3 protein-coding genes and 1 pseudogene are annotated in these 2732 nt (G+C 40.9%); 1 reads left to right on the top strand and 3 read right to left on the bottom strand.

Going from position 1 to position 2732, the window contains the following annotated elements; genetic code table 11:
• The 3 genes and pseudogenes from B4113_RS20680 to B4113_RS13925 all read right to left on the bottom strand — a co-directional run.
• Nucleotides 1-181, bottom strand: a pseudogene (locus B4113_RS20680) (DUF4351 domain-containing protein); the annotation flags it as partial.
• Nucleotides 182-395: 214 nt separating this feature from the next.
• Nucleotides 396-1202, bottom strand: coding sequence for a hypothetical protein (locus B4113_RS13930; RefSeq protein WP_061912586.1), 807 nt, complete (start codon nt 1200-1202; stop codon nt 396-398).
• A 12-nt stretch (nt 1203-1214) separates the two neighbouring features.
• A complete protein-coding gene (locus B4113_RS13925; protein ID WP_153017162.1) occupies nt 1215-1697 on the bottom strand; it encodes a hypothetical protein in 483 nt (160 codons plus the stop codon).
• A 174-nt stretch (nt 1698-1871) separates the two neighbouring features.
• On the opposite strand from B4113_RS13925, the gene B4113_RS13920 reads away from it, so the two are divergent.
• Nucleotides 1872-2732, top strand: an 861-nt coding sequence (locus B4113_RS13920) for a transposase (RefSeq protein ID WP_235598013.1), incomplete at its 3' end; no start/stop codon positions are given.

The raw sequence follows: 2732 nt of genomic DNA, 5'->3' as shown, positions 1-2732 counted from the left end.
CGACCAGCAAATCAACGCGGTACTTTTCACCGGCCGTCACATCGGTAAACAGCTCTTCGGATAAAAAGGACAGATGGTGGAAATCGATATGCTCGTGCATATCGGGGAAAAAGAGGAGCAGAAACTCTTCGAAAAACGTGCGGATCAGCTCTTTGAACAACCGATCATGGTCAATCGCCATTCAATCACCTCAACTTGACGGTCTCTCTTTTTCTATTCGCCGTCCCCAAGGCAACATCCTGCTCACAGTGAGAAATTCGTCATAGGTACGATAAAAACTATTACATAGAGAACAAAAAGACACTACTTTTTGATGTTTCAATCCCTCATAGGTACGATAAAAACCGATATTGGTAGTTGCGTTATAGGAGCCGGATTCAAATTGTTTCAACCCCTCATAGGTACGATAAAAACCATTTATGCCACTCTACAGCTACCCCATACGTATACGTAGTTGGAGGCGTCGCTATATAAAGAATTTGCCTTTTTCTTTCTGGAGTCATTAACTTAAATTCATCCCGTGTATCCGTTCTGTCAAAATTAGAACTAAACTTTCTCCAAAAAGCGTGATCTGACTTATATTTATCTACTACTCCATCTAGCCAAGTATATATTTCTTGAAGAGCTTCATTAAGAGAAATATCTTCTCCTTTTAACATGTACAAAACTTGTATAGTATCCGGATTATTAAAATAATATAGACCAGGTTTATTAATATTTCTTATTTCACTTCTGGTTGTCCAAGGTTCCTCTAAATAATCTCTACCCAAAAGGTCGCCTGTTGTCGCATAATCATCAGGATATAAAAAATCAGGAACAGCAGAACTACCATCTGTTGAAATACCAAAATACCTCAAATGATTACGTCCATCTACTGATTTTTTCCAAGGATAAGCAGAATCAGAATATGTAGCTTTATTCACAATAGAAGCATCTCCATAATAAATAATACCTAACTTACTAAACTGACTTACCGACCAAGAATAATATTTATTGTTCCTTATTCCTACAGTCACAAACTTCCCATTAAAGTCTAGCCAACCAGGATGTTGTTCCAACAATTGATTCATTAATGCTTTCGTACTCCTAGGAGCACCTTCAGGCGGGCCATCAGGTCCTGGATAAGCATCAGCTACTTTTCCACCTAACAAGAATAAACCCATTACCATTAATATATTTATCAACGATTTCTTCCATTTCATGTTCTCACCCCTTTACCAAGTAATTTCAGTGCCCCTACCATCACTAAAAATAGTAACATTACCTACATGTATCTCTTCTCCTCCACTAGTTAAAGATTTTTTTATACCATTATAAAGATCATTTTCACTAATTTTTGCTCCTAAAATTATCATAGCTTTTACAGCCATTCTATATTCTGCATCAGTAGAACCTCTAAATACTATATAAGTGAATTTTCCAGTTTCCTTATTTTTATAAAACTGCTGCATCATTCCACCTTTAAAAGCTGCAAAATCCGTTTCGGACTCATCAGCTCTAACCTTATAACCATAGGCATCATAAATATGTTTTACCTTACTTGCTGTTTTATTTAATCTGCTAGGTAACTGAGCCACTTTATCAATTTTCTTAGGTTTCTCATTCATTGAAGGTTTATTACTAGAATTCAATGAATAATCTGAATTTGGTATTGCAATTTTTATGCTATTTTTACCTCCCATTGTTTGTCCACTCACTATACTCACATCATTACCCTTCGATACTTTTACATGATCTACTAAATTACTTTCTTTCTGTAGATGAGCAAATTTGCTAACATAAATTGACAGCTAAACAAAAAAGGAGACATGAACCCAGCTCCTTGAGTAAAATAGATGTGCTCAAACTACCCACAAGGAGGTTCATGTCTCATGAATAGATTAGCACATCATCAAGGAATCCACAAGTTTTTCATGACGCTGGGATTGGCGCTTTATTTCTCGAAGCCGGTCATCAAGCATCTCGTTCATCTTGTGGATGCCTTGACTACCAAGGGATTTTCGGGAACATTGACCGATGTCCATCACTGGAGTTTTCATCCCAATCATCGAACCACGCTCAGCCATTTTTTCACGAAAAGCCCTTGGGATGAAGAGACGTTGCTTCGCAAACTCCAGCAATGGATCCTTCATCGCATCAAGCGAATCGCCAAACAGGAGAATCAACCCCTTTTTGTTTCGATTGATGATACCATTTGCCAAAAAACGAAGCCTTCGTCACGGGCAATGCACGCCATTCAAGGGTGTGACTGGCATTTCTCTCACAGCGATCATCAATGGGTCTGGGGGCATTCGCTCGTTTGGCTGATGGTGCATACCTTCACACAAGCGTTTCCGTTCGCGTTTCGTCTCTATGATAAGGCGGCGGGAAGAAGCAAAATCGACCTAGCGATCGAGATGCTTTCCTCGCTCAAGGGGAAGTGGGCTCAGCCGGTGTATGTGCTCATGGATTCATGGTATCCGTCCCAAGCGCTCATCGAAGCCTGCCTGAAACAAGGATTCCATGTCATCGCCATGCTCAAGACGAACCGGATTCTCTACCCGAAAGGCATCGCCATCCAAGCGAAGGAGTTTGCCCATTATATCGAGCCCAACGACACCCGCCTCGTCACGGTGGGGAACGAGCGCTATCGTGTCTACCGCTACGAAGGCGCGCTCAACGGTCTTGATGACGCGGTGGTGCTGCTGGCTTGGAAGGCGGATGAACCGATGACGCCGGATCATCTCCATGTC

The organism is Geobacillus sp. B4113_201601, assembly GCF_001587475.1.
GTDB lineage: Bacteria > Bacillota > Bacilli > Bacillales > Anoxybacillaceae > Geobacillus > Geobacillus icigianus.
This window is presented reverse-complemented; position numbering and strand designations above follow the sequence as displayed.

Excerpts from the sequence above, each read along its gene's own strand:
- B4113_RS13930 (WP_061912586.1), bottom strand. The coding sequence starts at position 1,202 with ATGAAATGGAAGAAATCGTTGATAAATATATTAATGGTAATGGGTTTA.